This is a genomic window from Herbiconiux sp. L3-i23 (assembly GCF_023734115.1).
GTDB lineage: Bacteria > Actinomycetota > Actinomycetes > Actinomycetales > Microbacteriaceae > Naasia.
The window spans coordinates 1,660,844-1,687,505 of sequence record NZ_AP025737.1 but is presented as its reverse complement, the minus strand read 5'-3'; the positions used below and the strand labels follow the sequence as shown (position 1 = coordinate 1,687,505).

Genomic DNA, 26,662 nt, shown 5'->3' with positions numbered 1-26,662 from the left:
GAAAGCAGACCTCCTTGGCCAAGACGAACAGCCCCGTGCGCAGAGCCCGCCGCGCGCTCATCGGGCTCGCCGCACTGTTCGCCGTGCTCATCGGCATCCTCTCGATCGGCGTCGGCTTCTTCGGAGCCCAGTGGACTCCGAAGCTGGCGCTCGACCTCGAGGGCGGCACGCAGATCCGCTTGGCCCCGGTGGTGCAGGGCGACGACTCCGTCTCCTCCGAGCAGGTCGACCAGGCGGTCGCGATCATCCGCGACCGCATCGACGCCGCGGGGGTCTCCGAGGCCGAGATCACCACCGAGGGCGGCAACAACATCGTCGTCTCGATCCCGGGCCAGCCCGACGAGGAGACGCTCGCCCGTATCGAGGCGTCCGCCAAGCTCGACTTCCGTCCGGTGCTCCTCGCCGACGTGCCGTCGACCGCGAGCGTCGACGACCCCGCAGCGACGCCGACCCCCGAGCCCACCGAGGCGGCGCCCGCGCCGGAGCCCACCGACCCGAGCGACCTCGCCCAGGTCACCCCGGCGCTGCAGACCCAGTTCGATTCGTTCCAGTGCGCCGACATCGACGAGACCGTGGTCCCTCCGACCGACGAGCCGCTGATCACCTGCTCCGACGACGGCACCGCGAAGTACCTCCTCGGCCCGGTCGAGGTCACCGGCGAGAACCTCAGCGACGCCACCGCCGGCGTCGTCACCACTCAGACCGGGGCGAGCACCGGCACCTGGGCGGTCAACCTCGAGTTCGACGGCACCGGAACCGAGCAGTTCGCCGACGTGACCAGCCGGCTCACCGGCCTCGAGTCGCCGCGCAACCAGTTCGCCGTCGTCCTCGACAATCGCGTCATCGTGGCCCCCTCGTCGAACGCGGTGATCACCGATGGACGCGCGCAGATCACCGGAACCTTCAACCAGGACTCCGCGGAGACCCTCGCCGACCAGCTGAAGTACGGCGCCCTGCCGATCAGCTTCTCGGTGCAGAGCTCCGACACCATCTCCGCGACGCTCGGTTCCGAACAGCTGCTCGGCGGCCTCATCGCGGGCGGCATCGGTCTGCTGCTCGTCGTGCTCTACTCGTTCATCCAGTACCGGACCCTCGGTCTCGTGACCGTCGCGTCCCTGGTCGTCGCCGGTGCGCTGACCTACCTGGTCATCGCGATCCTCGGGTGGCGCATCGACTTCCGCCTGTCGCTCGCCGGTGTCGCCGGTCTGATCGTCGCCATCGGCGTCACCGCCGACTCGTTCATCGTCTACTTCGAACGCATCAAGGACGAGCTGCGCGACGGGCGCGGTCTCGACGGCGCGGTCGAGGCCGGATGGAAGCGCGCCTTCCGCACGATCCTCGCCTCCGACGCGATCAACTTCCTCGCCGCCGGCGTGCTGACCGTCCTCGCGGTCGGCAACGTCCGCGGCTTCGCGGTCACCCTCGGCATCACGACCATCATCGACCTCATCGTTGTGGCCCTGTTCACCCATCCGATGCTGCAGCTGCTCGCCCGCACCAAGTTCTTCGGCGAGGGGCACCGCTTCTCCGGGCTCGACCCGAAGGCGCTCGGCGCCGTGTACCGGGGACGCGCGCGGTTCCGGGAGCCGGTCACCGTCGGTCCGCGTTCTCAGGCCAGCAGGGGAGAGGCGGCACGCCGCCAGACCATCGCGGAGCGCAAGGCCGGTGCCGCGGCGGGAGGAACCTCCACCGCGGTCCTCGAGCAGCCCGATGAGGGCGTCGTGCCCGAGACGACACGCACCGGCACGACCGGTGGCAAGAAGAAGGGCACGCGCTGATGGCGAGCTTCTCCCAGTTCGGCAACGACCTCTACACCGGCGTCCGCTCGATCGACTTCATCGGCCGTCGCCGCCTCTGGTTCACGATCTCGGCGGTCGCGATCCTGCTCTCGATCGCGCTCCCGTTCGTGCGCGGCGGCTTCACCTTCGGCATCGAGTTCACCGGCGGCTCCGAGTTCCAGGTGTCGAACGTCGACACGACCGACCAGAGCATCGCGACCGACGCGGTCGAGGAGATCGTGCCCGACGCGGTCCCGCGCGTCTCAGTGGTCGGCAACTCCGGCATCCGCATCCAGACCGATCAGCTCGAGGACACCCAGAGCTCCGAGGTGCGCCAGTCGCTCGCGGACGCCTACGACGTGCCCCTCACCGATGTCACCGAGTCGTTCATCGGCCCGTCGTGGGGTGCGGACATCACGGGTCAGGCCGTGCGCGGTCTGCTGATCTTCCTGGTACTCGCCTCGGTCTTCATGGCGATCTACTTCCGCACCTGGAAGATGTCGGTCGCCGCCATGGTCTCGCTGATCCACGACCTCGTCATCACGGCGGGCGTCTACGGCATCGTCGGGTTCGAGGTGACTCCGGCCGCCGTCATCGGCTTCCTCACGATCCTCGGGTACTCGCTCTACGACACCGTCGTGGTGTTCGACAAGATCCGCGAGAACACGGCCGGCGGAGAGGCGGCGTCGTCGCGCACCTTCCGCGAGTCCGTGAACCTCGCGGTCAACCAGACCCTCGTCCGCTCGATCAACACATCGGTCGTCGCGGTGCTTCCGGTCGCCGCCATCCTCTTCATCGGCGCGTTGGCGCTCGGTGCGGGCACCCTGCGCGACATCGCGCTGGCCCTGCTGATCGGAACGATCCTCGGCACCTACTCGACCATCTTCGTGGCCGCGCCCCTCTACTCGCTGATGCGTGAGCGGGAGCCCGCCATCAAGAAGGAGAGCAAGCGCGCGATCGACCTGCGCGAGAAGAGCGTCGCCTGAGTCGGCGCTCGCCCCTGAGCGAACACGCAGAATAGACGGACCGGCGACGAGGTTGACTTGCGTGGAGGTGCGGCGATGAGTGAAGTCCAGACGACGAGCACGTCGCTGCGCCGACTCGTGCCCCGCATCTTCTCGCGGGCGCAGCCTCAGGGCGCCGTCGACACGCTGCTTCGGACGCTGCGAACCCACCACCCCAAGGCGGATCTCGGCATCGTCGAGCGCGCGTACGCGAGCGCAGAACGTGCCCACCGGGGGCAGAAGCGCGACTCGGGCGAGCCGTACATCACCCACCCGATCGCGGTCGCGCAGATCCTCGCCGACCTCGGCATCGGCCCGCGCACCGTCGCGGCGGCGCTGCTGCACGACACGGTCGAGGACACCGGCTACACGCTCGAGCAGATCCACAGCGAGTTCGGCGACGAGGTCGCCATGCTCGTCGACGGCGTCACCAAGCTCGACAAGCTGAAGTACGGCGACAGCGCGCAGGCCGAGACGGTGCGCAAGATGGTCGTCGCGATGTCGAAGGACATCCGCGTCCTCGTCATCAAACTCGCCGACCGCCTGCACAACGCCCGCACCTGGGGCTTCGTGTCGCAGCAGCGTGCGTCGAAGAAGGCGCAGGAGACCCTCGAGATCTACGCGCCCCTCGCCCATCGCCTCGGCATCCAGGCGATCAAGCTCGAGCTCGAAGACCTGTCCTTCGCGGTGCTCTACCCGAAGCTGTACGCCGAGATCGAGAGCCTGGTGCGTCAGCGCACCCCGCAGCGCGAGAACTTCGTGCAGGAGGTCATCGACTCGGTCAAGGACGATCTGCGTTCGGCGAAGATCAAGGGCAAGGTCGTCGGTCGCCCGAAGCAGTACTACTCGATCTACCAGAAGATGATCGTGCGAGGCCGCGACTTCGACGAGATCTACGACCTCGTCGGCATCCGTGTGCTCGTCGACTCACTGCGCGACTGCTACGCCGTGCTCGGTGCGATCCACGCCCGGTGGACGCCGGTGCCGGGCCGGTTCAAGGACTACATCGCGACGCCGAAGTTCAATCTCTACCAGTCGCTGCACACCACCGTGATCGGACCGCACGGGCGCCCCGTCGAGATCCAGATCCGCACGCACGAGATGCACCAGCGCGCCGAGTTCGGTGTCGCCGCGCACTGGAAGTACAAGGAGCGGATGGCTGGCGGCCGCGGCGCCACTCGCGAGGTGGCGCCCGCCCAGGACGAGACGGACATGGCCTGGCTCGCGCACCTGTCCGACTGGCAGGCCGAGACCGCCGACCCGGGGGAGTTCCTCGACTCCCTCCGCTTCGAGATCGGCGCGAAAGAGGTCTACGTCTTCACCCCGAAGGGCAAGGTCATCGGCCTGCCCTCGGGGGCGACGCCCGTCGACTTCGCCTACGCGGTGCACACCGACGTCGGCCACCGCACAATGGGCGCGAAGGTCAACGGGCGGCTCGTGCCGCTCGAGAGCGCGCTGCAGAGCGGCGACGTGGTCGAGATCTTCACCTCGAAGAACCCCGACTCCGGGCCCAGCCAGGACTGGCTGAACTTCGTCAAGAGCCCGCGAGCGCGCAACAAGATCCGCCAGTGGTTCACCAAGGAGCGCCGCGACGAGGCGATCGAGCACGGCAAGGACGCGATCAGTCGCGCGATGCGCAAGCAGAACCTGCCGCTGCAGCGACTCATGAGCCAGGACGTGTTCGCCGAGGTCGCCGCGCAGATGCGCTACGACGACGTGTCGGCGCTCTACGCCGCCCTCGGCGAAGGGCACGTCTCGACCCAGTCGGTCATCGAGAAGGTGCTCGCCATCGTGCAGGGCGAGGAGGAGAGCGAAGAGGTCGAGGTCGCCCTCCCCACGCGTCCGCGCCGTCCGATCCGCAACAGCGACTCCGGGGTGCTCGTGCGCGGCGCGCCCGACATCCTCGTGAAGCTCGCCAAGTGCTGCACGCCCGTCCCCGGCGACGAGATCGTCGGCTTCATCACCCGCGGGCAGGGCGTCTCCGTCCACCGCACCGACTGCACGAACGTCCAGTCGCTGCTGCAGCAGCCCGAGCGGATGATCGACGTCGAATGGGCGCCGTCGTCGAAGAGCATCTTCCTGGTGCAGATCCAGGTGGAGGCGCTCGACCGCGCCGGTCTGCTCTCCGACGTGACGCGGGTGCTCTCCGAGCACCACGTCAACATCCTCTCTGCGACGGTGTCGACGTCGAGCGACCGGCTGGCGCTCAGCAGGTTCGTCTTCGAGATGGGGGACACCACCCACCTCGACCGCGTCCTGAACGCCGTCCGCCGCATCGACGCCGTCTACGACGTCTACCGCGTCAGCGCCGGCTGACGACGGCGCTGCGCTGCGCTCGCTACTCGAGCCTGGGCCCACCGCGCACGCTTGCGCGGGGGACTCGTTGCGCTTCGCTTACTCGACGACCGAAATCCCGGTCGTCGAGTAGCGAGGAACGAGCGTATCGAGACGGGTCGAGTAAGCGGAGCGCATCGAGACCATCGCTACGCCGCGCCCAGCTGGCGCATCCGTTCCCGAGCTCGGATGCGCTCGCGCTGGAACCGCGTCTCGGTCAGGTCGGGGAGGAGGTCGGCGATGCTCGACCCGTCCATCCGCAGTAGCGCCCTCACCGTCTCCTCGGTGGCGGGGGAGTAGGCCGGGCCGCGCAGCAGGTCAAGGGCCGTGCGACGCGGCGTCGTGACCGCGATACCGCCGAGCTCGACCGTGTCGTGAGAGGCGAGAGTCGCCTCGCGCAGCTGCATGCCGCGCAGCGCGTCGACCTTGTTCGACAGTCCGCGGCCGACGCACACTTCGATCGGCCGGGGGATCGCGACGCGTGCGCCCCAGATCCACGCGGCCGTCGCCCGGTCCGCGACGCGCGGGGCCGGAATGCTCGACGCCAACGTCGCGGCGCGCAGTGCGGGATCCTCGATCGCGTCCACGGCGAGGTACCCGTCGCCGCGGGCGATCGCGCCGCCGTCGAGCCGCAGGGCGCAGAGCTCCGCGATAGCGAAGTCGTTCTCGGTCAGGACGTCGGGGACTCGCACAGGACAAGCATCATCCGATGCCGTCCGGTGCGATCCGGTGAGCGCGCGATCTGTGGAGAACTTCCAGCCGCATCAGCGCCTGTGGACTCAGCCGAGTGCGTCGAGCCAGATCTTGCGCGCCGCGAGGGCTTCCTCGGCCTCGGCCTGCTTGCGCCGGTCGCCGGACTCCTTCGCCGCGGCGATATCGGCTTCGAGCTTCTCGATGGCCTGCTCGAGCTGCGACGCGAGACCCTGCGAACGGGCCTTCTTCTCGGGGTTCGACCGGCGCCAGTGCTCGTCCTCGAGACCCTTCACCGCGTTCTCGACCTTGCGGAGGCGGTCGTTGACGACGCGCATCTGGTCCTTCGGCACCTTGCCGATCTCGTCCCAACGGCGCTGGATCGAGGTCAGCCGCTCGCGGGCGGCGGCCGGGTCGGTGACGGTGAGCAGCGGCTCCGCCTCGTCGAGCAGTGCGAGCTTCTGTTCGAGGTTCGCCGAGAACTCGACGTTCTCGGCGGCGTCGACCTCGGCCTTCGCAGCGAAGAGAGCGTCGCCCGCCGCCTTGAACCGCGCCCAGAGGGCGTCGTCCTGCTTCTTGCCGGCGCGGCCGGCGCCCTTCCACTCGTCGAGGAGGTCGCGGTAGGCGGGGATGCCCTGTGCGCCCTTGCCGACCAGCGCCTCGGCGCGGTCGACGAGCTCGCTCTTGCGTCCGCGGACTTCGCGGTGCTGGCTGTCGAGCTCGGCGAAGAAGGCACGTCGGTGGTGGTCGACGGTGCTGCGCGCGGCGCGGAAGCGCTTCCACAGCGCATCGGCGGTGGACTTCGGCAGGCGGGGGCCGTCGTGCTGCTGAGCCTGCCAGCGAGTGAAGAGCTCGTCGAGCTTCGCCGTCGTCTGCTTCCACTGGGTGGTCGCGGGGTCGCCCGCTGCGAGGGCCTCGGCCTCGGCGACCAGCGCCTCGCGCTCGGCGACCGCCTGCTCGAGCTGCGCCTTCGCTTCGGCGCTCTGCTTCTCGGTGAGCTCGCTGACCCCGGCGCCGAGCGCCTGAAGGCGGGTCTGCAGCGACGCCAGGTCGCCGACGGCGGACGCGGTGCGCACCGTCTCGTCGAGCTTGCGAACGGCCTTCGCGATGTCGGAGGCCGACGCACCGGCGCGCGAACGCTGCTCGAGGAGCTTTACCTGGCCTTCGAGGTCGGCGAACTTGCGCTCGTAGTAGGCGAGAGCCTCTTCTGGTGTGGCGTCGGGATACTGGCCGACGTGGCGCTCACCCTCGCCTTCGCGGACGTAGACGTTTCCTTCGGGGTCGACACGACCCCAGGACGCAGAGTCGGTGGTGGTCACTCGGGTCACCTCGGGAGAGACGTTGGTTCGGAACGCGCGCCGAAAACAGCCCGGTCGCGAGGACTCAGCCTATTGCACCGGCGTCCCTGCGCACGGGAGCTTTATCGGACCGTGACGAAGCGAGGACCGAAGGCCGTTCGTCCCGCCCTCATCACTGGAGGGTGATGGCGCCGATCGTCGTGGCCACGGCGGGGGAGCCGTCATTGCCGCCATCGGCGGTGCCCGCGTCGGTGATCGCCGTCGCGAGCTCGGGGAGTCCGCTCGTGACCTGTCCGATGATCGTGTAGCCGCCGGCCTCGTCCGAGGGGATGGTGGTGTCCTCGTAGACGATGAAGAACTGGCTGCTGTTGCTGTAGGCGTTGCCCGATTGGCGCGCGAAGGCGATCGTGCCGGCCGGGTAGAAGTCCTCGGCGGGCGCGTTCTCGATGGGTCCGAACTGGAACCCGGGGTCGCCGGTGCCGTCGCCGTTCACCGAACCGCACTGCAGCACGAAGAAGCCGCCATCGGTGAGTCGGTGGCAGCTCTTGCCGGTGTAGAAGTCCTGCTGGGCGAGCGCGATGAACGAGGACACGCCCTGCGGCGCCAGCGCGCCGTCGAGCGAGATGCCGAGGGACACGTCGTTGAGCTGCATCGTGCCGGTCCAGGTGCGGTCCTCGGCGATGTCGGCGCTCGGCACGTCGCCGGTGTTGCCGGCGGTCTCGGTCGGGGTGGGGGTGGGGCTGGCCGTCGGGGTCGGGGCGGGAACGCCGGGGCCGACCTCGAAGTAGAGCACCTGGGCGGTGGTCGCCACGGCGAGGACGACGACGACCACGATCGCGGCGATGACGTTGTCGCGGCGGCGACGGCCGATCTGCTCGGAGTGCACCGTCTGCTTCGCCTGATAGTCCTGAAGACGCTGCCGCGCAGCGCGCTCCTCGCGACCCACCGATGCCACCTGAGACCGTCCTTCCTCAGCCTCCGCTCGGGCGGACGCGGGCTTCAGCTTACTGAGCGGGCACGGTCCCACCGGGCGGCGGGCCGCCGGTCGACGAGGTGGGGCGCGGGTGTCAGCGGTCCGACCTACGATTGGCGGCGTGACGAGTCAGATGGGCCTGCGCAGCGGGGCGACCCCGCTCGCGGTGCGCATGCGACCGCGCAGCCTCGACGAGGTGGCCGGCCAGAAGCACCTCCTGGGTCCGGGCTCGCCCCTCGTCGCCCTCGCCGGCGACCGCACGGGGGAGACCGGTGCCGTGTCGGTGATCCTCTGGGGGCCTCCCGGCACCGGCAAGACGACACTCGCGCAGGCGATCGCGCACAGCTCCGGGCGTCGATTCGTCGAGCTGTCCGCGGTGACCGCCGGGGTGAAGGACGTCCGCCAGGTGATGGAGGAGGCGCATTCCCAACGCGACCTCTACGGCGTCTCGACCGTGCTGTTCCTCGACGAGATCCACCGCTTCACGAAGGCCCAGCAGGACGCGCTCCTGCCGGGAGTCGAGAACGGGTGGGTGATCCTCGTCGCGGCGACGACCGAGAATCCGTCGTTCTCGGTGATCTCGCCTCTGCTGTCCCGCTCGCTGCTGCTGACCCTGCAGGTGCTGAGCGATGAGGATCTCGGCATGCTCATCGACCGCGCGGTCGGCGACGAGCGCGGACTGGCGGGCCGCATCGCGCTCGACGACGAGGCTCGCGCCGCGCTCGTCCGACTCGCCTCGGGCGATGCCCGCCGCGCTCTGACCGCCCTCGAGGCGGCGGCGTTCTCGGCCGTCTCGATCGCACAGGAGCAGGGCTCGACGCTGCCGATCGAGGGCGACGAACCGCGCGGGGTCGAGTACGACGACCTCGACGAGGGCGATGACGACGACGATGACGAGGGGGACGGCGCCGGCGATGGAGCGGTCCCGGTCGCCGATCTGCCGGTTGTGACCGCCGAGCTGGTCGCGCGCGCCGTCGACCGTGCTCTGCTGCGGTACGACCGCAATGGCGACGAGCACTACGACGTCATCAGCGCGTTCATCAAGTCGATCCGCGGCAGCGACGTCGACGCGTCGATCCACTACCTCGCGCGCATGATCGAGGCAGGCGAGGACCCGCGCTTCATCGCCCGCCGGATCATCGTGTCCGCCTCCGAGGACATCGGCATGGCCGACCCGCAGGCTCTCGTGATCGCCATCGCCGCCGCCGACGCGGTGCAGTTCATCGGCATGCCCGAGGGGCGCATCCCGCTGGCTGAAGCCGTGACCTACCTGGCGACCGCGCCCAAGTCGAACGCGTCGTACCTCGCGATCGACAAGGCGATCGCCGACGTGAAGGCCGGGCGCATGGGACGCGTGCCGAAGCACCTCCGCGACGCGCACTACCCCGGCGCGAAGCGGCTCGGGCACGGCAAGGGCTACAAGTACGCCCACGACGGCGAGCACGGCGTCGTCGAGCAGCAGTACCCGCCCGACGAACTGCGCGGCGTCGACTACTACCGGCCCACCGGCAACGGCTACGAGCGTGACGTCTCAGCGCGCCTCGAGAAGCTGCGCAAGATCGTCCGCGGAGACAGGTCCTGACGCCTCCTCGCGCGAACCCGGGGTCATGGTAGTGTGGTCGACGGCCTGAAACGACTTCGGAGCGAGCGGCTGCGCACCGAGACGGTTGAAAGGGATCCGAGCCTGTAGCCGGCCGGATCCGTGGCCTCATCGGTTTCGCACCTGCGTTCGCGCAGTGCGCGAGGCAGACAACTTCCCGGCGCGCTCACGCGCGCACTACTTCATGTTCTCGAAGGGAATCATGGTTACCAAGTCACAGGACCGCCGCAAGGTCCGTCTCTCGCGTGCCCTCGGCATCGCGCTCACCCCGAAGGCCGCCCGCTACCTGGAGAAGCGTCCCTACGCTCCCGGTGAGCACGGTCGCACCAAGCGCAAGGCCGACTCCGACTACGCGGTGCGTCTGCGCGAGAAGCAGCGTCTGCGCGAGCAGTACGGCATCCGCGAGAAGCAGCTGCGCCGCGTCTTCAACGAGGCCCGCCGCACCCAGGGCCTGACCGGTGAGAACCTGGTCGAGCTCCTCGAGCAGCGTCTCGACGCCCTCGTGCTGCGTGCCGGCTTCGCCCGCACCACCGCGCAGGCCCGTCAGCTGGTCGTGCACCGCCACATCCTCGTCGACGGCCAGCTCGTCGACCGTCCGTCCTTCCGCGTGAAGCCGGGCCAGCTCATCCACGTCAAGGAGCGCAGCGAGGGCCTCGAGCCCTTCCAGGTCGCCGCCGCCGGTGGACACTCCGAGGTCCTGCCCAAGGTTCCGGGCTACCTCGAGGTCGAGCTCGACAAGCTGCAGGCGCGCCTCGTACGCCGCCCGCTGCGCGCCGAGGTCCCCGTGACCGCCGACGTCCAGCTGGTCGTCGAGTACTACGCCGCCCGCTGATCCTCCGCGAGCAGGAAGCGCCCGTCCCTCTGGGGGCGGGCGTTTCCGCGTTCAGGAGGGTGACTCGCCCGCTTCACCCCGTCGTGACAGCGGCGAACGGGGCGAAGTGGGCGAGTCGGCCCCGGTAGGGTGGGAGACATGACCGGTGGGGATATCGCAGGACTGATCGCTGCGGGTGTGTTCGCGATCCTCGTCGCGCTGATCGCGGTGCCGCTGCTGAAGCTCGGCAAGGTGTTCGATCAGACGACGGCGTCGATCAAGGAGGCCACCGACGGGATCACGCCGATCCTCGAGGAGACCACCGAGACCATCAAGCAGGCCAACGGCCAGCTCGCACGAGTCGACACGATCACCTCCAACGTGGCAGAGGTCAGCGGCAACGTGTCCGCACTCGTCGCCCTCTTCGCCGCATCGGTCGGCGGCCCGCTCATCAAGCTCGCCGGCTTCAGCGCGGCCGTCCGCGCCGGAATCGTCGGCCTCCGCGGGGCGAAGAAGGCCGAGGAGACCGTCAAGGGCGGCAAGCGGGCGAAGAAGTAGGCTGGCCGCCGGACAGGTCCATCCCGGACCGCTCGATGCGAGGAGATCTCCGCGTGAAGAAACTGTTGTGGCTCGTGCTCGGTGCCGCCGTCGGCTACGTCGTCGCCAAGCGTTTCGCCGAGACCCCTCGGGGCAAGGAGCTCGTTGCGAGCATCGACGCCCGCGCGAAGGAGTTCGGCGACGCGGTGGCCGCGAGCTATCACGAGCGTCAGGCGGAGCTCCGCGCCGCCATCGGCAAGGCCGACGACGCGCTTCGCAAGTAGAATCCATAGGTCGTCGGGCGGGTCGATGAACCGGCCCGTCCGTTTTCGCACCATTCCCACGTCTTCCGGCATGCGGCGTCAGCGCCGCGCCGGGAGCGGAAAGACGACGAAGGTCCCATGCAGACTGCCGAAATCCGCCGCCGTTGGCTCGACTTCTTCGGTGAGCGAGGTCACACGGTCGTGCCGTCGGCCTCGCTCGTCAGCGACGACCCCTCCCTGCTCTTCACCGTCGCGGGGATGGTGCCGTTCATCCCGTACCTGACGGGCGTCGTGCCCGCGCCCTACCCGCGCGCGACGAGCGTGCAGAAGTGCATCCGCACTCTCGACATCGACGAGGTCGGCAAGACCACCCGCCACGGCACGTTCTTCCAGATGAACGGCAACTTCTCCTTCGGCGACTACTTCAAGGAAGGCGCCATCGGCTACGCCTGGGAGCTGCTCACCACGCCCGAGTCGGATGGGGGACTCGGCTTCCCCGAGAAGGACCTCTGGGTCACCGTCTACCAGGACGACCAGGAGGCGTTCGACCTGTGGCGTAAGCAGGGCGTTCCCGAGAGCCGGATCCAGCACCGCGGCAAGGCGGACAACTACTGGAACACCGGACAGCCGGGCCCCGGCGGCCCCTGCTCCGAGATCTACTTCGACCGCGGCCCCGCCTACGGCGTCGAGGGCGGCCCCGAGGCGGACGAGGACCGCTACATCGAGATCTGGAACCTCGTCTTCATGCAGTACCTGCTGAGCGACGTGCGGTCGAAGACCGACTTCGACATCGCGGGGGAGCTGCCCCGCAAGAACATCGACACCGGCATGGGGCTCGAGCGGGTCGCGTTCCTCAAGCAGGGTGTCGACAACCTGTACGAGATCGACCAGGTGCGCCCCGTGCTCGATCTGGCGGCCGAGCTGTCGGGACGCCGCTACGGCGCCGACCACGAGCACGACGTGCGGATGCGCGTCGTCGCCGACCACGTGCGCAGCGCCCTGATGCTGATGGCCGACGGCGTCGTGCCCGGCAACGAGGGACGCGGCTACATCCTGCGCCGCCTGATGCGCCGCACCGTGCGTGCCATGCGGCTGCTCGGCGTCGAGGAGCCCACGTTCCCCGAGCTGTTCGCCGCGTCACGCGACGCGATGAAGACCGCGTATCCCGAGGTGAACTCCGACTACGACCGCATCTCCCGCACCGCGGTCGGCGAGGAGGAGACCTTCCTGCGCACCCTCGCGGGCGGCACCACGATCCTCGACGTCGCCGTGTCCAAGACGAAGGATTCGGGCAGCAGCCAGCTCCCGGGCGACACCGCGTTCCTGCTGCACGACACCTACGGCTTCCCGATCGACCTCACCCTCGAGATGGCCGACGAGGCCGGGCTGAGCGTCGACCGCAACGCGTTCGACCGTCTGATGGCCGACCAGCGTGCCCGCGCGAAGGCCGACGCGAAGGCGAAGAAGAAGGCCATCGCCGACCTGTCCGTGTACGGCGAGTTCCGCGCCGCCGGCGAGACCGAGTTCACCGGTTACGAGTATCTGCAGACCGAGACGAGCGTGCTCGGCATCCTGCGCGACGGCGTCTCCGTGCCCGTCGCGTCGGCCGGTCAGACCGTCGAGGTGATCCTCGCCGAGACCTCCCTCTATCCCGAGTCCGGTGGTCAGGAGGCCGACGCGGGCAGCATCATCGGTGTCGGCTTCGAGCTCGAGGTCGAAGACGTTCAGCGCCCGGTGAAGGGCCTCATCTCGCACACCGTCCTGGTGAAGTCGGGCGAGGTCGCCGTGGGCGACGCGGCGACCACGATCGTCGATCCGGTGTGGCGCAAGGGCGCGACCCAGGCGCACACCGCGACGCACCTCATCCACGCCGCCCTCCGTCAGATCCTCGGCCCCGAAGCGCATCAGTCGGGTTCGTACAACAAGGCGGGCTACATGCGGCTCGACTTCAGCTGGAACAAGGCCCTCTCGCCCGAGACCCGCAGCGAGATCGAGACCGTCGCGAACGACGCCATCCAGCAGGACTACGAGGTCGTCACCCGCATCCTTCCGATCGACGAGGCCAAGGCGCTCGGCGCGATGGCCCTCTTCGGCGAGAAGTACGGCGACACCGTACGCATGGTCGACATCGGCGGTCCCTGGTCGCGCGAGCTCTGCGGCGGCACCCACGTGCTCTCGAGTGCCGGTGTCGGTCTCATCAACCTGGTCGGAGAGTCCTCGGTCGGATCGACGAACCGGCGAGTCGAGTCGCTCGTCGGCCCCGACGCGTTCCGCGACTTCGCCGCGGAACGCGCGATCGTGAACCGGCTCACGACCGACCTCAAGGCCCCGCGCGACCAGATCACGAACCGCATCGCGGACCTCATGTCGAACCTGAAGGCCGCCGAGCGCCGCATCGCCGAATTCGAGCGTCAGGCCCTCGCCGGCAAGGTGCCCGCGCTGCTCGAGACAGCGACCGACATCGGTCGCTACACCGTCGTCGCGCAGTCCGTCGGCGCCCTCCGCACCGGCGACGAGCTCCGCTCGCTCGCGACCACGGTCCGGGAGCGCCTCGGCGGCAGCGCGGTCGTCGCCCTCGCGGCCGCCGTCTCCGGCAAGCCCGCGGTCATCGTCGCGACGACGCCCGACGCTCGCGCCGCCGGCGCGAAGGCCGGAGCGCTCGCCAAGGCGGCCGCCGGAGTGCTCGGCGGCGGCGGTGGCGGCAAGGACGATCTCGCCCAGGGCGGCGGCGCCGACCTCGCGGCGATCCCCGCCGCGCTCGACGCGGTGCTCGCCGGCCTGCGGGGCTGACCGTGCGGCACGGCGTTCGCATCGGGGTCGACGTCGGCAAGGTCCGGGTCGGTCTCGCCGCATCCGATCCCTACGGCTACCTCGCCTCGCCGGTCGAGACGATCGCGCGCGCCGACGAGATCGCACCGGTGGTGACGCGGATCGTGGCCGAGGCGACCGAACGGGAGGCGATCGAGATCGTGGTCGGCCTGCCGATCTCGCTGTCGGGAGCCGACACGCCGTCGACCGCCGACGCGCGGGCCGTCGCCGACGCGATCGCGCGGGCGTCGAGCGTCCCCGTCCGACTCATCGACGAGCGCCTCAGCACGGTGGCGGCGCAATCGGCGCTGCACAAGTCGGGGCGCAACACACGCTCGTCGCGTTCCGTCGTGGACCAGGTGGCCGCCGTTATACTTCTGCAACACGCCCTCGACTCCGAGCGCGCCGGTGGAGCGCTCCCCGGTCGCCTCGCCGAGCCAGACTGAGAGTTGCTTACGTGGCAGAGAATCCACCACAGCACGGGAACGACGACGACCGTACTGAGATCACTCCGCCGACCTGGAGCGAGCTGCTCGGCACCGAGGGGGCCCGCGAACGCGAGACAGTCCCCGCCGGTCACGTCGCGACGTCGCGTCGTGAACTGCGCGAGCAGGAGGCGGTGCGCTCGACCGGACGCCGACTCGAGGAGTCGGCGAGCTTCGGCTTCACGCCCGACCGGCCGCCGAAACGCCGTCGCCGCTGGTTGCCCTGGGTCATCACCCCGCTCGTCGCGCTGCTTGTCATCGGCGGCGGTGGCGCCGCCGCCGCGTTCCTGATCGTCCCCGACTGGCCGTCGCGGGTGCAGGAGCTCCTCGCGGGCCCCGAAGAGCTCGACTACACGGGCGGCGGTGAGGGCGAGGCGATGGTCCTCATCCGCGATGGCGACATCGGCCAGGACGTGGCGGTCACCCTCCAGCAGGCGGGCGTCACGAAGACGTTCGAGGCGTTCTACGACCTCCTTTTGCAGCAGGAGGGCGAGGTCACCTTCCTTCCCGGCGCCTACCAGCTGAAGCAGAAGATGAGCGCCCAGGCGGCGCTCGACGCGCTGCTCGACCCGGCGAACCGGCTCGAGAACGAGGTCCTCGTCATCGAGGGCGAGGCGCTGCCCGACATCCAGGTCTCGCTCGCGAGCGCCCTGCAGGTCTCCGTGGAGGAGGTTCAGGCCGCGAGTGCCGATCCCGCCTCCTTCGGCCTCCCCGCCGAGGCGACCACCCTCGAGGGCTTCCTCTTCCCGGCCACCTACCAGTTCGATCCGGGAACCGCGCCTCGCGATGCGCTGCAGCAGATGGTGAACCGCAGCTTCGAGGTGCTCGACGGCCTCGGCGTCGCGCCCGAGCAGCGCTGGACGACCGTGGTGCTCGCCTCGATCGTGCAGCGCGAGTCCGGTCCGAGCGTCGAGGACATGGCGAAGATCTCCCGCGTCTTCCTCAACCGCATCGACCAGGGCATCAATCTGCAGTCCGACGCCACGGTCGCCTACGGCACCGGCAACACGCACACCGTGTGGACCACCGACGAGGAGCGCGCGAATGCGGGCAACCTCTACAACACGTACGCGAACCCCGGCCTGCCGGTCGGCCCCATCGGCAACCCGGGCGAGGCGGCGTTGAACGCGGCCATCCACCCGGCCGACGGCGACTGGCTGTTCTTCGTGCCGATCGACCTGGCGACCGGTGAGACGGTCTTCAGCGCGACCTCGGATGAGCACGAGGCCGCGGTGGAGCGGCTGCAGGAGTGGTGCGCGGCGAGCGACGCGAACGCCGCCTACTGCGAGTGAGCGCCGTCACGGCCGGGCGGCGTCTCGCGGTGCTCGGCTCGCCGGTCGCGCATTCGAAGTCACCGCTGCTGCACGCTGCGGCGTACCGGGAGCTCGGGCTCGATTGGTCGTACGACCGGCACGAGGTCGATGAGCACGAACTGGCGGGGTTCGTCGGCGGCCTCGATGGGTCGTGGCGCGGGCTTTCGCTCACGATGCCGCTGAAGGAGGCGATCCGCCCGCTGCTCGACGAGGTCGACGAGGTCGCCTCCGTGACCGGCGCCGTCAACACCGTGCTGCTCGACGGCGCCCGGAAGGGCTGGAACACCGACGTGCCGGGCATCGTCCGCGCATTCGAGCGGCGCGGGATCGCGGGACTCTCGCAGGCGGTGCTGCTCGGCACGGGCGCGACGGCACGGTCGGCCCTCGTGGCCCTGCACCGGATGGGCGTCGAGGGGGTGAGCGTCGTCGGCCGCTCGCCGGAACGCGCCGCGGCGACGGCGGGCTTCGCGGAACAGGTGGGTCTTCGCGCCGACATCCACCCCGCCGGCCTCGCCCTCACCGAGTGGCCCACCGCAGCCGACCTCGTGGTCAGCACGCTTCCGGGCGGCGCGATCACGACTGCTCCGGTTCCGCGCCCGGGTGTCGCCCTCTTCGACGTCGCCTACGCGGAGAGTCCGTTTCCCGCGCTGTGGCGTACCGGTGCTCCGGACGCCGTGGTCGTCAGCGGCCTCGACATGCTCGTCGAGCAGGCGCTCTTCCAGGTCCGGGCGTTCGTGGGCGGCGACGTCGACATCGCCCTCCCGGACGAGGATCGCGTGCTGGCGGCGATGGACGCCGCCGTCGGCCGGATTCCGCCCGCCGTCTAGGATCGACCGTATGCTTCGTTGGCTCACCGCCGGGGAGTCGCACGGCCCTGAGCTGGTCGCGATCCTCGAGGGCCTCCCCGCTGGGGTGCCCGTCTCGCTCGATCTCATCCGCGACGACCTCGCGCGCCGCAAGCTCGGCTACGGGCGCGGGTCGCGTCAGAAGTTCGAGCAGGACGAGCTCGCCATCTCGGGCGGGGTCGTGCAGGGCGTGAGCATCGGCGGCCCCGTCGCGCTGCGAGTGGGCAACACCGAGTGGCCGAAGTGGTCCGAGGTGATGAACGCCGAGGCGACGCCGCTGACGGAGAAGTCGCGGGGTCGCGGCGCGCCGTTGACGAGGCCGCGGCCGGGGCACGCCGATCTGACGGGCATGCAGAAGTACGGCTTCGACGAGGCCCGCCCGGTGCTCGAGCGGGCGAGCGCCCGCGAGACGGCGGCGCGTGTCGCGCTCGGCGCGGTGGCGCGGTCGTTCCTCGAGCAGCTCGGGGTGCGTCTCGTGAGTCACACGCTCTCGATCGGCCCGGTCCGTGTACCCGAGGGCGCCGTGCTGCCGGGGCCCGACGACGTGGCGACGATCGACGCCGATCCGCTGCGCTGCTTCGACGCGGCGACGTCGGCCTGCATGGTCGACGAGGTCGACGACGCGAAGAAGGCCGGCGACACGCTCGGTGGTGTGGTCGAAGTCCTCGCCTACGGCATGCCGCCCGGGGTCGGCTCGTACGTGCACGGCGACCGTCGGCTCGACGCCCAACTGGCGGGCGCGCTGATGGGCATCCAGGCGATCAAGGGTGTCGAGGTCGGCGACGGCTTCCTGACGACGACGCGTCGCGGCTCCGAGGCGCACGACGAACTGGTGCACGGCGCCGACGGCATCGCGCGCGTCACCGACCGCGCCGGAGGCATCGAGGGGGGCATGTCGACCGGCACCGTCCTCCGCGTCCGTGCGGGCATGAAGCCGATCTCGACAGTGCCGCGAGCGCTGCGCACCATCGACATCGCCAGCGGAGACCCGGCGTCGGCGCACCACCAGCGTTCCGATGTCTGCGCGGTCCCCGCGGCCGGCGTCGTGGCTGAGGCGATGGTCGCGCTGGTGCTCGCGAACGCGGTGCTCGAGAAGTTCGGCGGCGACTCCGTGCCCGAGACCCGCCGCAACCTCGAATCGTTCCTCGCCGCGATCCCCGATGCGCTGCGCACCACCGACATCCTCGAGACCGAGGCGGCGGTCGTCGCCGACGGCAGAGCGAATGACTGACGGACGCCCCAAGGTCGTCATCATCGGCCCGCCCGGCGCGGGCAAGACCAAGGTCGGCAAGCGCGTCGCCCGCCGACTCGAGGTCGGCTTCGTCGACACCGATCACCGCATCGTCGCAAAGCACGGTCCGATCGCCGACATCTTCGCCCAGCACGGCGAGAGCCGATTCCGCGAGTGGGAACGCACCGAGGTCGCCGAGGCGCTGCGCAGTTCCGGAGTCGTATCGCTCGGCGGCGGCGCCGTCCTCGACCCGAGGACGCAGGCCGACCTCGAGGCGCTGCCCGTCGCACTGATCACCGTGTCGGCCGACGCGGTCGAAGCACGCATCTCGGGCAGCAAACGTCCGCTGCTCGCCGCCGGGGGAGTCGCCGCCTGGCGCACCCTCGTGGAGCAGCGGATGCCGCTCTACGAGTCCCTCGCCACCCGCCGTTTCGATTCGTCGAGCACCCCGATGGACACCGTCGCCGCGCGCGTCGTCGCCTGGCTGCTGGAGGAGACCCGATGACCGAGCCCACCCGCATCCCCGTCACCGGGGAGAACGGCTACGACGTCCTCGTCGGACGCGGCCTCACCGGCGCGATCGCCGAGGCGCTCGGCAGCGGGGTGCGGAAGGTGCTCATCGTGCACCCGCCGACCCTCGGCGCGCGCGCCGAGTCGCTGCGCGCTGCGCTCGGCGACCGCTTCGAGGTCCTGCTCGCCGAGATCCCCGACGGGGAGGCGGCGAAGCGGGTCGAGGTCGCCGCGTTCTGCTGGCAGGTGCTCGGCCAGTCCGACTTCACCCGCTCGGACGCCGTCATCGGGTTCGGCGGGGGATCGACCACGGACCTCGCCGGGTTCGTCGCCGCCACCTGGCTGCGCGGCGTGAAGCTCGTCCAGGTGCCGACCTCGGTGCTCGGCATGGTCGACGCCGCCGTGGGCGGCAAGACCGGCATCAACACGGCGGAGGGCAAGAACCTCGTCGGGTCGTTCTACGCCCCCTCCGCGGTCATCGCCGACTTCGACCACCTCGAGACGCTGCCCCGCAACGAGATCCTCGCCGGTTTCGCCGAGGTCGCCAAGTGCGGCTTCATCGCCGCTCCCGAGATCCTCGACCTGATCGAGGCGGACGCGCTGCGCGCGACCGACCCGACAAGCGAGGAGTTCCGCCGCTGCGTCGAGCTCGCCATCGCGGTCAAGGCCGACGTCGTCTCCGAGGACTTCACCGAGGCGGGCCGACGGGAGATCCTCAACTACGGCCACACCCTCGGACACGCGATCGAGCACGCCGAGCGGTACCAGTGGCGTCACGGCGCCGCGATCTCGATCGGCATGGTGTTCGCCGCCGAACTCGCCCGTCTCGTCGGCCGTCTCGACGACGCGGCGGTCGATCGCCACCGCGAGATCCTCGGGTCGCTGGGACTGCCGCTCGAATACCCGGCGGGACGCTGGGCGACCCTGCTCGCGACGATGCGCCGCGACAAGAAGGCCCGCGGCTCGATGCTGCGCTTCATCGTGCTCGACGGCATCGGCAAGCCGACCGTGCTGCAGGGCCCCGAAGATCAGCTGCTGTACGCCGCCTACCAGGAGATCGCGTCCTGACCTTCGCCTAGCGAACGTTCGGGCCGCCGTCTGCTCGCGCGCCCGACACGGCCGTCGTTACGCTCACTCGGAGCCGGGATCCCGCCATCCGCGGACCGGCATGGGGGAGCAGTATGAACAGGCACACGCGTCCGCGCACGCGGCGCAGGTCCGTGCACTCGAAACGGACCGTGCAGCTGAAGCGCGGTCTGCTCCTGCTGCTCGCCGCGGTCATCGCGGTGCCGATCGGCGTCGCCGGCAGCGGCGCCTACTTCACGAGCACCCCGAACGCGCAGGGCGTCGCGGCGAGCGCCGCGTCGGTCCCCGCACCGACGGGGCTGGCGGTCACCCGTAGTTCCGACGACATCTACGCTCAAGCGAGCTGGGCCGCCGTCGCCGCCGACTCGCCCGTCAACGACGGTCTCCGGGCCTTCGACTACCAACTCGAGCGTTCCTCGACCCCGGAGTTCCTCAACCCGGTGACCGTCTATTCCGGGCGCGCCACGAGCACCCCCGACGCGGGCAAGAGCGCGGCGACGCGGATGCTCAATCAGACCCTCGCGATCGGCCCGACGGCGGAGAGCCCGGTCTGCGCGGTCAACGCCTTCCGGGGCGTCTCCTGTTGGGGTGCGGGCGGCCTCGGGCAGCTCGGGAACGCGGCGTCCGGCTCCAGCGCGACGCCGGTCGCGGTGGCCGGTGGGCTGTCCGAGGTGTCGACCGTCGCCGTCGGCGACCGCTTCGCGTGCGCGGTCAACGCCGACGCGGTGTACTGCTGGGGGCGCAACCAGTTCGGGCAGCTCGGCGACGGCACCACCGTGAACCGGAGCACTCCGGTCAAGGTCCAGGGCCTTCCCGCCGGCCAGGTCGCACAGACGCTCGCCGTCGGCTACGACAGCGCGTGCGTCGTCCTCGACGAGATGTGGTGCTGGGGACGCGGCGACCGAGGACAGCTCGGCACCGGAACCGCGTCGAACCAGGGTTTCGCGGTTCGCGCGGCGGCCTTCGGCGACCTGCCGATCAGCGCCGTCGCGATGGGTGTCAACCACTCGTGCGTGCTCAGCGAGGGCGCCGTCTACTGCGTCGGCGCGAACAAGCTGGGCCAGAAGGGCACCGGCGTGGTGCAGGGCGCCGACGAACCGGATGCCCTGGCCGTCTCGAGGGTCTCGTCGTTGACCGGCCAGCAGGCGCTCGCCTCAGGCCCGTACTCGATCTGCTCGGCGGCCGCGACGACGATCTCCTGCTGGGGTCAGAACACGTCGGCGGAACTCGCCGCCCCCGCGTCGGCGCTGTCCGCCACCCCGGTCACCACGACGGTCACGTCGGCGTCGAGCGCCGTGCAGAGCATCACCATGTCGGACGGCGGCGGCTGCGTGCGGCTCGCCGGCGACACCGCGAAGTGCTGGGGATCGAACGCCAACGGGCAGATCGCGGCCGGCGGCGCCGTCGTGGCGACGCCGACGACGGTCGCCGTCAGCGGCAGCGGGAAGAAGATCCAGCACATCGTCCGCGGCGGGATCGCCAGCTGCGCCGTCCTCGCCGCCACCATCGACGGCAAGGACGGTTCGGGGGTCTCCTGCTGGGGCACCGGCACGGGCACGACCAGCACCGCGCCCGACTCGGGCTCGCTCATCCAGCACCCGGCCGGGTCGGTGAAGTCGATGGTCAAGGTCGTCGCCCACAACTACGCCATGTGCGTCATCGTCGGGACCGACCCGAACCAGCAGGTTGGATCGGCGCGCTGCATGGGGCAGAGCCACCTGATGGGCACCGGCTACTCGAACGACGGGGCCGTGCACTGGACGCCCGAGACGATCACCCTCCTCGGCGACACCGTCACCGACATCTCCCTCTCGCACTCCAGCCACGTCTGCGCCGTGAGCGCGGGGCAGGCGTACTGCTGGGGACAGAACACGTCGGGGCAGATCGGCGTCGCGAAGTCGACGACCGCGTACAGCGCCTACCCCCGACTCGTCGCACTGCCCGGATCGGGCGACGTCACGCAGGTCGTCGCGAACGACGCCACCTCCTGCGCGATCCGCAACTCGTCCGTGTACTGCTGGGGTGCGAACACCACCCCCGCGCTCGTGCTCTCCGGGGCGACCCAGATCTCCGGGATGGGCGACCAGTACTGCGCGCTCACGACCGATCAGAAGGTGACGTGCTGGACCGGGGTGACGAAGACCTTCCGAGCCATCGCCGTCACCGGGATCCGAGACGTGTCGGTCGGCGACGTCGCCTGCGCGGTGCGCACCCAGGGCGGGACCCTGTACTGCTGGCCTCCCACCGGTACGACGGTGACGACGCCCTCCGCCTCGAACAATGCGGTTTGGGTGGATGTCGAGGCGGGCCTGCTCGGCAAGTGGTGCGCCCGCAAGGCGGACCAATCCGTGTGGTGCTACATCGACGGCGATTCGACGCGGCACCAGGACGTGCCCGGCGTGAGCGGCGTGTCCGGCAGGCTCGAGAAGATCACCATCACGGGGGCGACGACCGTCTCTGTCCCGAAGCCGTGGAGCACGGGCTGCGTGATCGTGAACGTCGAACGGGTCGTCTGCTCGGGCAGCCAGTGGAGCCAGATCGTCTCGGCCGCGAACAACGCGTGGACGCAGACGGTGATCTACCCGACCGCGTCGAAGCAGAACCCGACCCCGTCGGTGTCGCTCGGCTGCGCGCGCGGCGCGAAGCTCGACACCGTCGACCTCACCTGCTCGCTGCGCGCGGGGTCGACGTACTACTACCGCATCAAGACCACCGAGTCGCTCGCCAGGTGGCGCTCGCCCGCGAGCCCCACGGTGACCCTCGCGCCGCGCAGCTGAGCCCGAGGGTCCGCGCCGCGCGGACCTGCGCCCGCTAGGGTGACTGATCGTGACGCGTGTGCTCGTACTCAACGGACCCAACCTCGGCCGACTCGGCACGCGGGAACCCGACGTGTACGGCACCTTGACCCTCGAAGACATCCGCACTCGACTCGTCGAGGACGCCGCCGGGCGGGCCGAGATCGAGTTGCGCCAGACCGACGACGAGGCGACGCTGATCGGCTGGCTGCACGAGGCGGTCGACACCGCGTCCCCCGTCGTCCTCAACCCGGCCGCGTTCACCCACTACTCCTACGCTCTGCGCGACGCGGTCTCGATCGTCACGAGCGCGGGCCTTCCGCTCGTCGAGGTGCACCTGTCGAACCCGCACGCGCGGGAGGAGTTCCGGCACACCAGCGTCATCTCCGGCGTTGCGACCGGGGTGATCGCGGGGCTCGGCGTCGATTCGTACCGCCTCGCCCTCGAAGCCGTCCTGCGTCGCGCCTGACGGAGGCGGAGGCCGCCCCGACCGGCCGGTACCCGCATCCCGTAAACTTTCCGGGGCGTTCCGCGCAACGCCTCTCTCGATCGAACGAACGGATACTCCTCGTGGCCTCTACCGCTGACATCAAGAACGGCGTCGTGCTCAACATCGACGGCCAGCTCTGGAACGTGATCGAGTTCCAGCACGTCAAGCCCGGCAAGGGCGGCGCGTTCGTGCGCACCAAGCTGAAGAACGTCGTCACCGGCAAGGTCGTCGACAAGACCTACAACGCGGGCGCGAAGATCGACATCGAGAACGTCGACCGCCGCGACTTCCAGTACCTGTACCGCGACGGCGACGGCTTCGTGTTCATGGACACGAGCGACTACGACCAGATCACCATCCCGTCCGAGACGGTCGGCGACGCGGCGAACTTCCTGCTCGAGAACCAGACGGTGACCGTGGCCACGAACAACGGCAACCCGCTGTACATCGACCTTCCCGCCTCCGTCGTGCTCGAGATCACGTACACCGAGCCGGGCCTGCAGGGCGACCGCTCCAACGCGGGCACCAAGCCCGCCACGGTCGAGACCGGGTACGAGATGCAGGTGCCGCTGTTCGTCGGCATCGGCACCAAGGTCAAGGTGGACACCCGCACGGGCGACTACCTCGGCCGCGTCAACGACTGACGTGAGCGCCCGATCGAAGGCGCGCAAGCGCGCGCTGGACATGCTGTACGCGGCGGATGTCCGTCAGACTCCGGTGTCCGAGGTCCTCGAGGCCGAGGCGAAGCGGGCGGCGAGCGAGCCGCAGCGCGAGGCGAGCTGGCTGTACGCCCGCGAGATCGTCGACGGGGTCGGCGACCACGCCACCGAGATCGACGAGCTCATCTCGTCGAACGCGCAGGGCTGGACGCTGGCCCGGATGCCCGCCGTCGACCGCGCGCTGCTGCGCATCGGCGTCTGGGAGCTCGTCTACAACGACGAGATCCCCGCCGCCGTCGCGATCGACGAGGCCGTCGAGGCGGCCAAGGAGCTGAGCACCGACGACTCGGGCGGATTCGTGCACGGCGTGCTCGCGGCGGTCGCCCGCTCGCGCACCGCCTGAGTATCCCCGCGAACGTGCGAAGAGGGGCGCCCCGACCGGGGCGCCCCTCTCAGCCTTTCCTGCAGCGGCGAGATGCCGCGGATGCGTCACCGCGTTGAGCGGCGGCTCGAGCGGGAGAAGGCGGCGACCGCCATGGCCGCGCCGATCAGCACGAGGTTCTTGGCGATGAACTCGCCCTCCATGGTGACCAGCAGCGGGTTGCCGTCCACGAAGACGACGGCGGGGAACACCACCGCGACGAGGAAGGTCGTGAGCAGGTGGCCGACGATCGCGGCGCACACCCACGGCACCAGCCTGCCGATCAACAGCAGCGCTCCGAAGATCACCTCGACGACCCCGAGGGAGACGACGACGGCGTCGGCGGGGAGGAAGGGCACCATCGAGGCGACGAGGTCGGCGATGGGGCTCTCGCCGATGATCTTCAGCGCGCCGAACCAGAGGTAGACGACGCCGAGGGCGATGCGCAGGGCGGGTGCCGCGAAGCGGCGGAGCAGGCGCAGCGTCGCCTGTTCGGCGCCCTGCGCGGTGGCGACCGCGGTGGCGAGCAGCCCGCGTCGCACGGGTTCGACATGGGGAGTCGGACGAGGGTGTTCGACGACGTCGGCGGGGCGGGGGAGGGTCGAGGTGTACATGGGAAGGACCTTTCGAGGGAGTCGTACCGGCGGGTTCGCCGGGGTGTCTCCGACGGTAGGGAGCCCGCCGTCCCAGGCCTCAGAGGCCGTCGTCCTCGTCTGCGTCCCGCCGTCGCCCGGGACTTTCGGGCGGTGGCGCGGGACGAGAACGGCGCCGCCCGACCCGGAGGCCGGACGACGCCGTTCGGTGCATCGTGGGATCAGACGCGTGCGGCGCTTCTCCGTGCGCCGACGAAGGCCGCGGCTCCCGCCAGGACGACGAGGCCCGCGACGGCGCCGGCGAGATCACCGTCGAAGCCGGTGTCCGGCAGCGTCTCGACCGGTCCATCGACCACGGGAGTCGTCCCGCCGCCGCTCGTCAGCGCGGTGATGCCGAACAGCGTGGTCGTGCCCGACACCTCGTTGCCGACCGCGAGCAGTGGGGCTCCCGTGGGCGACTCGACGGCGGGGATGAAGGCGAGTCCCTCGGGCCCGAGGTCGCCGGTGAGCGCGAGGTCGGCCTCGACGTCGTCGATGGAGAAGTCGCGGTTGTTGACATAGGTCGTGAACGACGGGGCAGCCGGGTCGGTGATGTCGTAGACCGCGACGCCGCCGACGCGCTCGAAGCCGATGAAGGCATAGGTGCGGCCGTCGACCTCACCGACCGCCACGCCCTCGGGCTCAGGACCCTTGTCGTCGCTGCGATTGTCGAAGTTGTTCTCGTCGTTGGTCGCGTTGAAGAAGTCCGGCACGGCCGCCGCGGTGATCTCCTCGAAGTCGCTGCCCGAGTCGAACACGAGGGCGCCGTTCGCGTCCCAGATGCTGAACGACCGGGCGCCGTGCGAGTAGAGCTCCTCGAAGCATCCGTCGGCCGCGTTGAAGCCGCTCGCGGTGGAGATGTTCAGTCGACCCAGGTTGGCGTCGTCCTGCAGTTCGGCGGGGGTCAGGACCGTGCCGTCGGCGGTGGTCCAATTCGGGAAGCCCGGGCAGAGCGCGACGTCCGCGACGCGCTCATCCTCGGCGTAGTTCCCCCACTCGCGGGCGTCGCCCTCGTTCGCCGTGACCAGGTAGTCGCCGGTTCCGGCGGAGTAGGAGGCGATCGCGTCGGGCTGGTACAGGCCGAACACGGGCCAGTTCGCGATTGCGATGCCGCTGTCGTCGTTCGACGGGTCGAGACCCGCGATGGCCGGGTCGGACCAATCCTTGGTGCCGAGGGCGGTGATCTCGGTGATCGTCCCCGTGGCGATGTCGATGGTCGCCAGAGCGTTCGCCTCCTGCAGCGTCGCCCAGGCGGTCGACGAGTCGGCCGACACGGCGATGTACTCGGGCTCGAGATTGCGTGCCTCGTAGAAGTCGGCCTCGACGTTCGGGCCGAAGACGCGCACGCCCGGGGGAAGGGCGCCTTCGAACGCGGTGAAGTCGGCGACCGTGGCCGGTCCCGCGGGAAGCGTCTTGCCCGCCGGGGTCGCGATGATGCCGATGGTGCCGAGCGGATCGATCGTGTAGTCGTCGGACGGCTCGCCTTCGCCGGCGACCAGGACGTGGGTGCCGTCGGGAGTGAAGGTCACCATGTCGGGCAGTGCTCCGACCCGGATCGCGCCGAGCGCGGACAGCGAGTCGCCGTCGAGGAAGACGACCCAGCCCGCGTCGGTCTTCACGTCGGATTGCACCGCGAGGGCGACGAGGCCATCGGCGCGGACCGAGACCGAGTTCACCGACGCGCCGACGGGGATCGCGACGCCGTCGGTGTCGACGATGCCGCCCACCGTGATCAGCGCCTCGTCGGTGGGAGCGGCCGGGTTCGCGAGGGAGAGCACCTGAGCCGCTCCCTGCAGGGCGTTGACGACGAACAGCCGCTTCGCTGCGGGGTAGTACTCGACGATCTCGGCGGCGCTCTCACCGAACTCGCCGGAGTCGAACGACCCCATGGGCGCGAGCGAGAGCGCGGCGTCGTCGGCCGAGTACACGATCGGAGCGGCCACGATGGCCGCCGATGCGGAGAACGGCGCGAGAAGCGCGACGGTGCACGCCGCTGCGGCGGCGCCCAAGGGCAGGAGAGGTCTGGGAAGACGCACGGGATCTCTTTCGAAGAGCGGATGGGACTCTTCGACGCTATGCATCGACCGTTGAGTGCCGGT

The 26,662-nt window shown here is 70.1% G+C and carries 23 protein-coding genes; 18 read left to right on the top strand and 5 right to left on the bottom strand.

Features of this window, described 5'->3' with window-relative positions:
* The first annotated feature begins 14 nt into the window (after positions 1 to 14).
* The 3 genes from secD to NGH83_RS07905 all read left to right on the top strand — a co-directional run bounded on the left by secD (position 15) and on the right by NGH83_RS07905 (position 5,098).
* Positions 15 to 1,778 carry a protein translocase subunit SecD gene (gene secD / locus NGH83_RS07915; RefSeq protein WP_251855726.1) on the top strand — a complete coding sequence of 588 codons (1,764 nt, stop codon included), beginning with the start codon at positions 15 to 17 and terminating at the stop codon, positions 1,776 to 1,778.
* Complete coding sequence (secF, locus tag NGH83_RS07910; RefSeq protein WP_251855725.1) at positions 1,778 to 2,764, top strand: protein translocase subunit SecF; 987 nt, start codon at positions 1,778 to 1,780, stop codon at positions 2,762 to 2,764. Before secD ends, secF begins: the two co-directional genes overlap by 1 nt.
* Positions 2,765 to 2,839: 75 nt before the next feature.
* Entirely contained in the window at positions 2,840 to 5,098 is a 2,259-nt protein-coding gene (locus tag NGH83_RS07905) for a bifunctional (p)ppGpp synthetase/guanosine-3',5'-bis(diphosphate) 3'-pyrophosphohydrolase (protein ID WP_251855724.1), read from the top strand.
* A 167-nt stretch (positions 5,099 to 5,265) separates the two neighbouring features.
* Here NGH83_RS07905 and NGH83_RS07900 read toward each other — a convergent pair whose 3' ends face one another.
* The 3 genes from NGH83_RS07900 to NGH83_RS07890 form a co-directional block, all read right to left on the bottom strand.
* Positions 5,266 to 5,808 (bottom strand): hypothetical protein, encoded by a 543-nt coding sequence (locus NGH83_RS07900; protein ID WP_251855723.1) that lies wholly within the window; start codon positions 5,806 to 5,808, stop codon positions 5,266 to 5,268.
* Between the two features lie 87 nt (positions 5,809 to 5,895).
* Positions 5,896 to 7,125: a DUF349 domain-containing protein gene (locus NGH83_RS07895; protein ID WP_251855722.1), complete on the bottom strand. Its 1,230-nt coding sequence runs from the start codon at positions 7,123 to 7,125 to the stop codon at positions 5,896 to 5,898.
* A gap of 151 nt (positions 7,126 to 7,276) precedes the next feature.
* Positions 7,277 to 8,059: a peptidylprolyl isomerase gene (locus tag NGH83_RS07890; protein WP_251855721.1), complete on the bottom strand. Its 783-nt coding sequence runs from the start codon at positions 8,057 to 8,059 to the stop codon at positions 7,277 to 7,279.
* Between the two features lie 151 nt (positions 8,060 to 8,210).
* Between NGH83_RS07890 and NGH83_RS07885 the strand changes: the two genes are divergently transcribed.
* The 15 genes from NGH83_RS07885 (at position 8,211) to nusB (ending at position 23,913) form a co-directional block, all read left to right on the top strand.
* Positions 8,211 to 9,659, top strand: coding sequence for a replication-associated recombination protein A (locus NGH83_RS07885; protein ID WP_251858484.1), 1,449 nt, complete (start codon positions 8,211 to 8,213; stop codon positions 9,657 to 9,659).
* A 220-nt stretch (positions 9,660 to 9,879) separates the two neighbouring features.
* The gene (gene rpsD, locus NGH83_RS07880; protein WP_251855720.1) at positions 9,880 to 10,509 is read left to right on the top strand and encodes a 30S ribosomal protein S4; all 630 of its coding nucleotides are present in this window, start codon (positions 9,880 to 9,882) and stop codon (positions 10,507 to 10,509) included.
* A gap of 138 nt (positions 10,510 to 10,647) precedes the next feature.
* Complete coding sequence (locus NGH83_RS07875) at positions 10,648 to 11,046, top strand: DUF948 domain-containing protein (RefSeq protein ID WP_251855719.1); 399 nt, start codon at positions 10,648 to 10,650, stop codon at positions 11,044 to 11,046.
* A gap of 53 nt (positions 11,047 to 11,099) precedes the next feature.
* Positions 11,100 to 11,309, top strand: coding sequence for a hypothetical protein (locus NGH83_RS07870; protein WP_251855718.1), 210 nt, complete (start codon positions 11,100 to 11,102; stop codon positions 11,307 to 11,309).
* A gap of 117 nt (positions 11,310 to 11,426) precedes the next feature.
* The gene (alaS, locus tag NGH83_RS07865) at positions 11,427 to 14,078 is read left to right on the top strand and encodes an alanine--tRNA ligase (protein WP_251855717.1); all 2,652 of its coding nucleotides are present in this window, start codon (positions 11,427 to 11,429) and stop codon (positions 14,076 to 14,078) included.
* A 2-nt stretch (positions 14,079 to 14,080) separates the two neighbouring features.
* On the top strand, positions 14,081 to 14,542 hold the full coding sequence (gene ruvX, locus NGH83_RS07860; RefSeq protein ID WP_251855716.1) for a Holliday junction resolvase RuvX: 462 nt from the start codon (positions 14,081 to 14,083) through the stop codon (positions 14,540 to 14,542).
* A gap of 11 nt (positions 14,543 to 14,553) precedes the next feature.
* Entirely contained in the window at positions 14,554 to 15,873 is a 1,320-nt protein-coding gene (gene mltG, locus NGH83_RS07855) for an endolytic transglycosylase MltG (protein WP_251855715.1), read from the top strand.
* Positions 15,870 to 16,721, top strand: coding sequence for a shikimate dehydrogenase (locus NGH83_RS07850; RefSeq protein WP_251855714.1), 852 nt, complete (start codon positions 15,870 to 15,872; stop codon positions 16,719 to 16,721). Before mltG ends, NGH83_RS07850 begins: the two co-directional genes overlap by 4 nt.
* Positions 16,722 to 16,731: 10 nt before the next feature.
* A complete protein-coding gene (aroC, locus tag NGH83_RS07845) occupies positions 16,732 to 17,970 on the top strand; it encodes a chorismate synthase (RefSeq protein WP_251855713.1) in 1,239 nt (412 codons plus the stop codon).
* Positions 17,963 to 18,475: a shikimate kinase gene (locus tag NGH83_RS07840; protein ID WP_251855712.1), complete on the top strand. Its 513-nt coding sequence runs from the start codon at positions 17,963 to 17,965 to the stop codon at positions 18,473 to 18,475. Before aroC ends, NGH83_RS07840 begins: the two co-directional genes overlap by 8 nt.
* Complete coding sequence (gene aroB / locus NGH83_RS07835) at positions 18,472 to 19,548, top strand: 3-dehydroquinate synthase (RefSeq protein ID WP_251855711.1); 1,077 nt, start codon at positions 18,472 to 18,474, stop codon at positions 19,546 to 19,548. Before NGH83_RS07840 ends, aroB begins: the two co-directional genes overlap by 4 nt.
* Before the next feature lie 170 nt (positions 19,549 to 19,718).
* Positions 19,719 to 22,343 carry an RCC1 domain-containing protein gene (locus NGH83_RS07830; RefSeq protein ID WP_251855710.1) on the top strand — a complete coding sequence of 875 codons (2,625 nt, stop codon included), beginning with the start codon at positions 19,719 to 19,721 and terminating at the stop codon, positions 22,341 to 22,343.
* A gap of 49 nt (positions 22,344 to 22,392) precedes the next feature.
* Positions 22,393 to 22,830, top strand: coding sequence for a type II 3-dehydroquinate dehydratase (gene aroQ, locus NGH83_RS07825; protein WP_251855709.1), 438 nt, complete (start codon positions 22,393 to 22,395; stop codon positions 22,828 to 22,830).
* Between the two features lie 101 nt (positions 22,831 to 22,931).
* Positions 22,932 to 23,495 carry an elongation factor P gene (gene efp, locus NGH83_RS07820; RefSeq protein ID WP_251855708.1) on the top strand — a complete coding sequence of 188 codons (564 nt, stop codon included), beginning with the start codon at positions 22,932 to 22,934 and terminating at the stop codon, positions 23,493 to 23,495.
* Position 23,496: 1 nt separating this feature from the next.
* Positions 23,497 to 23,913, top strand: a complete 417-nt coding sequence (gene nusB / locus NGH83_RS07815; RefSeq protein ID WP_251855707.1) for a transcription antitermination factor NusB — start codon at positions 23,497 to 23,499, stop codon at positions 23,911 to 23,913.
* An 86-nt stretch (positions 23,914 to 23,999) separates the two neighbouring features.
* On the opposite strand, the gene NGH83_RS07810 is transcribed toward nusB, so the two are convergent.
* Positions 24,000 to 24,545, bottom strand: a complete 546-nt coding sequence (locus tag NGH83_RS07810; RefSeq protein WP_251855706.1) for a DoxX family membrane protein — start codon at positions 24,543 to 24,545, stop codon at positions 24,000 to 24,002.
* Between the two features lie 200 nt (positions 24,546 to 24,745).
* Complete coding sequence (locus NGH83_RS07805) at positions 24,746 to 26,599, bottom strand: choice-of-anchor I family protein (protein WP_251855705.1); 1,854 nt, start codon at positions 26,597 to 26,599, stop codon at positions 24,746 to 24,748.
* Positions 26,600 to 26,662: the final 63 nt, after the last annotated feature.